At 62.1% G+C, this 3,452-nt stretch carries 4 protein-coding genes and 1 pseudogene; all 5 read left to right on the top strand.

All coding sequences use genetic code 11. From position 1 onward, the window contains the following. A pseudogene (locus WB528_RS22950) lies at positions 1-153 on the top strand (insulinase family protein); the annotation flags it as partial. Positions 154-408: 255 nt separating this feature from the next. Beyond that, positions 409-1,017: a DUF1285 domain-containing protein gene (locus WB528_RS22945; RefSeq protein WP_423890975.1), complete on the top strand. Its 609-nt coding sequence runs from the start codon at positions 409-411 to the stop codon at positions 1,015-1,017. Positions 1,018-1,030: 13 nt separating this feature from the next. Then, positions 1,031-1,690, top strand: a complete 660-nt coding sequence (locus tag WB528_RS22940; RefSeq protein WP_423890977.1) for a CoA pyrophosphatase — start codon at positions 1,031-1,033, stop codon at positions 1,688-1,690. Next, entirely contained in the window at positions 1,687-1,950 is a 264-nt protein-coding gene (locus WB528_RS22935) for a DUF6111 family protein (protein ID WP_423890972.1), read from the top strand. Before WB528_RS22940 ends, WB528_RS22935 begins: the two co-directional genes overlap by 4 nt. Beyond that, positions 1,947-3,203 carry a CCA tRNA nucleotidyltransferase gene (locus WB528_RS22930; protein ID WP_423890971.1) on the top strand — a complete coding sequence of 419 codons (1,257 nt, stop codon included), beginning with the start codon at positions 1,947-1,949 and terminating at the stop codon, positions 3,201-3,203. The genes WB528_RS22935 and WB528_RS22930 overlap by 4 nt, the downstream gene beginning before the upstream one ends. Positions 3,204-3,452: the final 249 nt, after the last annotated feature.

Raw genomic sequence — 3,452 nt, 5'->3', positions numbered from 1 at the left:
GTGAGCGTGGAGACGACACGAAATGCGGCGCGTGCCCTGATGTCACGCAGCCGGCCCGCGGTCGTCGCGCTCGGGAGCGGCAGGGGGCTAGACACGGCGGTGGCTTTTGCGGAAGGATTGACGAAATTGAAGGCGAAGGAGCGCCTTCACTAGTGGGGCGACACTGACGTTCTTTTCGGTATTGCCGCGAGCTCTTCGAAGGAACGCCAGAGTCAAAGCCACACTGGAATCATATGGTTGCTAGTGTCCCTTTGGCCCTGACATTCGTAAAAGAACCCGCCGCGACAGGGTACGAATGTCAGAACCGGGACGCCAGGATCAGATATTTGTTTGCGTGCACCAATCGTGCCAAACCAAGCATCCGTTCAAGCGTTGCAGTATTCAGGCGTCCCAAACTCACGGCAAACCATGGCGAAGCAAGGGCGGGAACCGGTTCAAGCTCTCGAAGGTCTCACAGCCGCGGCGAAAAACGCCGCGAACACCGACGCGACCGGAAAAGGCTTGCCCCCGGTGCATCTGTGGAATCCGCCCTTTTGCGGCGATCTCGACATGCGAATCGCGGCAGACGGTGCCTGGTACTATATGGGGACGCCGATCGGGCGGCCAGCTTTGGTCCGGCTGTTTTCGACGATCCTCAAGCGCGAGGACGGCAAGCACTTTCTTGTGACGCCGGTCGAGAAGGTCGGCATTCGCGTCGACGATGCGCCGTTTCTGGCCGTCGAATTGATCAAGGAGCAAGACGAGAAGGGGCATTGCTTGAGCTTTCGCACCAATGTGGACGACTGGGTGGATTGTGATCCGGCGCATCCACTGCGTTTTGAGGCCTCCGCCGAGGGCGGGCTGACGCCTTATCTCCACGTCCGCGCCGACCTTTGGGCAAAAGTCACGCGCGCGCTCTATTATGATCTGGTTGACATCGGCGAGGAGCGGATGGTCGATGGTCGCCAGATGTTCGGGGTCGCATCGGCCGGCGCGTTCTTTGCGATGGCGGATGCGGAAGAGGTGAGGGGGCACTAATTTGAGTGAGGCGATGGCGGAGAACAATCCCGCCGCAATCAGTTCGGCGGAGTTTTTCGATCGGGCGCGTGCGCGCCTGCGTTTCGAGATTCCCGCGGGGCTAACCGATCCTGCCCTGATCCCCGCGAGCGGAGACCAGGGCACCGATCACATGCTGGCAATTCTGGCTCGCGAACAGCCAATTCGTCCCGCGGCGGTATTGATTCCGGTCGTCGATCGTCCGCAGCCGACGGTACTGTTGACGCAGCGCTCCGCTCATCTCAACGAACACGCCGGACAGATTTCCTTTCCGGGCGGCAAGATCGATGCAACCGACCCTTCCCCGCTCGATGCGGCGTTGCGCGAGGCCGAAGAGGAAGTCGGCCTTGCACGTGAATTCGTCGATCCCATCGGCTACCTCGATCTTTACGGAACGAGTTTCGGCTTTCGCATCCTGCCGACGGTTGCGCGCGTCAGGCCCGGCTTCACGCTGCGCATGAGTCCCGCGGAAGTCGACGATGCCTTCGAGGTGCCGCTCGCGTTTCTGATGAATCCGGCGAACCATCAGCTTCAGAGCAAGGAGTTCCGCGGCATCGAGCGCTTTTACTACGCCATGCCCTACGGAGAGCGCTATATCTGGGGCGCGACCGCGGGAATACTTCGCGTGCTGTACGAACGGATCCTTGCACCATGATTCGCCCGGCCCTTACCGAGATCGGAATCTTTCTGATCCCGTTTGCGGTCTACGCCCTGTTTTTGGTCGCCAGCCGTTCCGGATTGATGACGCTTTCATCCTGGCCGGTGATCATCGTCGGCCGATTGCTGCTCGGTTCGCTACTGCTCGTCATCCTCAGCTTGATATTGCTGGCGCAGTTCTCGGGAGCGCCCCCGCATTCGACCTATTTTCCTGCCCATCTGGAGAATGGCAGACTTGTTCCAGGGGTCGAGAAATGAGCGGCGAGCGGCGACTTGATCAAGCGCCGTGGCTGAAAACAGGCTTCGCCGCTCGCGTGCTCAAATTGCTCAACACGGATGGCGAGCAAGCGCGCGTCGTTGGAGGGGCGGTCCGCAACGCGCTGCTCGATCTTCCGACCGGCGACGTCGACATCGCGACCACGGCCTTGCCGGAGGAGGTCATCCGCCGCGCCAGGGCAGCCGGCATCAAGAGCGTGCCGACCGGCATCGAGCACGGCACGGTGACGCTGGTGATCGACGCTCACCCCTTCGAAGTCACGACGCTGCGCGAAGATACCGAGACCTTCGGCCGAAGAGCGAAGGTCGCATTCGGCCGCGATTGGGTGCGCGACGCCGAGCGGCGGGATTTCACCATCAACGGTCTGTCGGTGGATGCGGAAGGGCTCGTTCACGACTATGTGGGCGGTCTCGAAGACATCGCGGCAAGGCGTGTGCGCTTCATCGGCGAGCCGGAAAAAAGGATCGCCGAGGATTACTTGCGCATCCTTCGCTTCTTCCGGATTCATGCCGCTTATGGTGCAGGCGAGCCCGATCGCGCCGGCTATCTCGCCTGTATCGGCGCCCGGGCGGGTCTCGTGAACCTGTCTGCAGAGCGGATACGCGTCGAAATATTGAAGCTGATGGTCGCCAGCGGTGCGACGGGCAGCGTGAATGCGATGGTCGAGGGAGGGTTATTGCTGCCGATCTTTGGCGGCGTGGCCTATACCGGGCCATTTGCGGCGGTCGTTTCGATCGAGCGCGCGCTCGGCCTTGCGCCTGATCCGGTCCGAAGACTGGGCGGGCTCGCGGTCGCCGTTACCGAGGATGCCAGACGCGTCGCCTCGCGGTTACGCCTGACCAATGCCGAGACAAAGGCACTCGATTCCATGGGTCATCGCTGGTGGCGGCTGGCGGGGATGGACGAGACGAGGGCGCGGCGCCGGCTTTATCGCCTTGGCGAGGAGCGCTACCGCAACCGGCTGATATTGGCGTGGGCGCGCTCGGGCGATGCGGCCGACGCTGCGTCGTGGCGGGAACTCGCTGATTTGCCGGCCCGCTGGACTGCACCGAAATTTCCGCTCAAGGCGGCGGACTTCATCGCGCGCGGGATGGTCCCGGGCGCTGAACTCGGGCAGGCCCTCGCGCTGGCCGAGGATGCGTGGCTTGCGGCGGAATTCCCGCTCGATCGTCCTTCGCTCGAGACCATCGCCGACCAGGCTGCGGCGCGCTTTAAACGCGAACGCAAATCTTGAAAATCAAGCCGTGAATCCCGCGCCGTGAACCTCCTTTCCGGTTTTTTGTCGACATCTCGCTCGTTCAACTGATACTGGTCGCCTGCGTCGCCCTGGTTGCCTCGGTGGTCGGAGGCGTGGCCGCGTACGGCACCGGCGCATCGATGCCGCTGTGATTACGCTGTTACGGTGACAGTGCATTTAATTGACTTGCACGTGTTTTGGCGGGTATCATGAGGCATGGCCCGTCTTGCCCGTGTTGTCGTCCCC

The sequence above is a fragment of the Bradyrhizobium sp. genome, from assembly GCF_049586575.1.
GTDB lineage: Bacteria > Pseudomonadota > Alphaproteobacteria > Rhizobiales > Xanthobacteraceae > Bradyrhizobium.
This window is presented reverse-complemented; position numbering and strand designations above follow the sequence as displayed.

Bases quoted from the DNA above. Each gene is read 5' to 3' on its own strand.
- WB528_RS22945 (WP_423890975.1), top strand. From the start codon at position 409: ATGGCGAAGCAAGGGCGGGAACCGGTTCAAGCTCTCGAAGGTCTCACA.
- WB528_RS22940 (WP_423890977.1), top strand. From the start codon at position 1,031: ATGGCGGAGAACAATCCCGCCGCAATCAGTTCGGCGGAGTTTTTCGAT.
- WB528_RS22935 (WP_423890972.1), top strand. From the start codon at position 1,687: ATGATTCGCCCGGCCCTTACCGAGATCGGAATCTTTCTGATCCCGTTT.
- WB528_RS22930 (WP_423890971.1), top strand. From the start codon at position 1,947: ATGAGCGGCGAGCGGCGACTTGATCAAGCGCCGTGGCTGAAAACAGGC.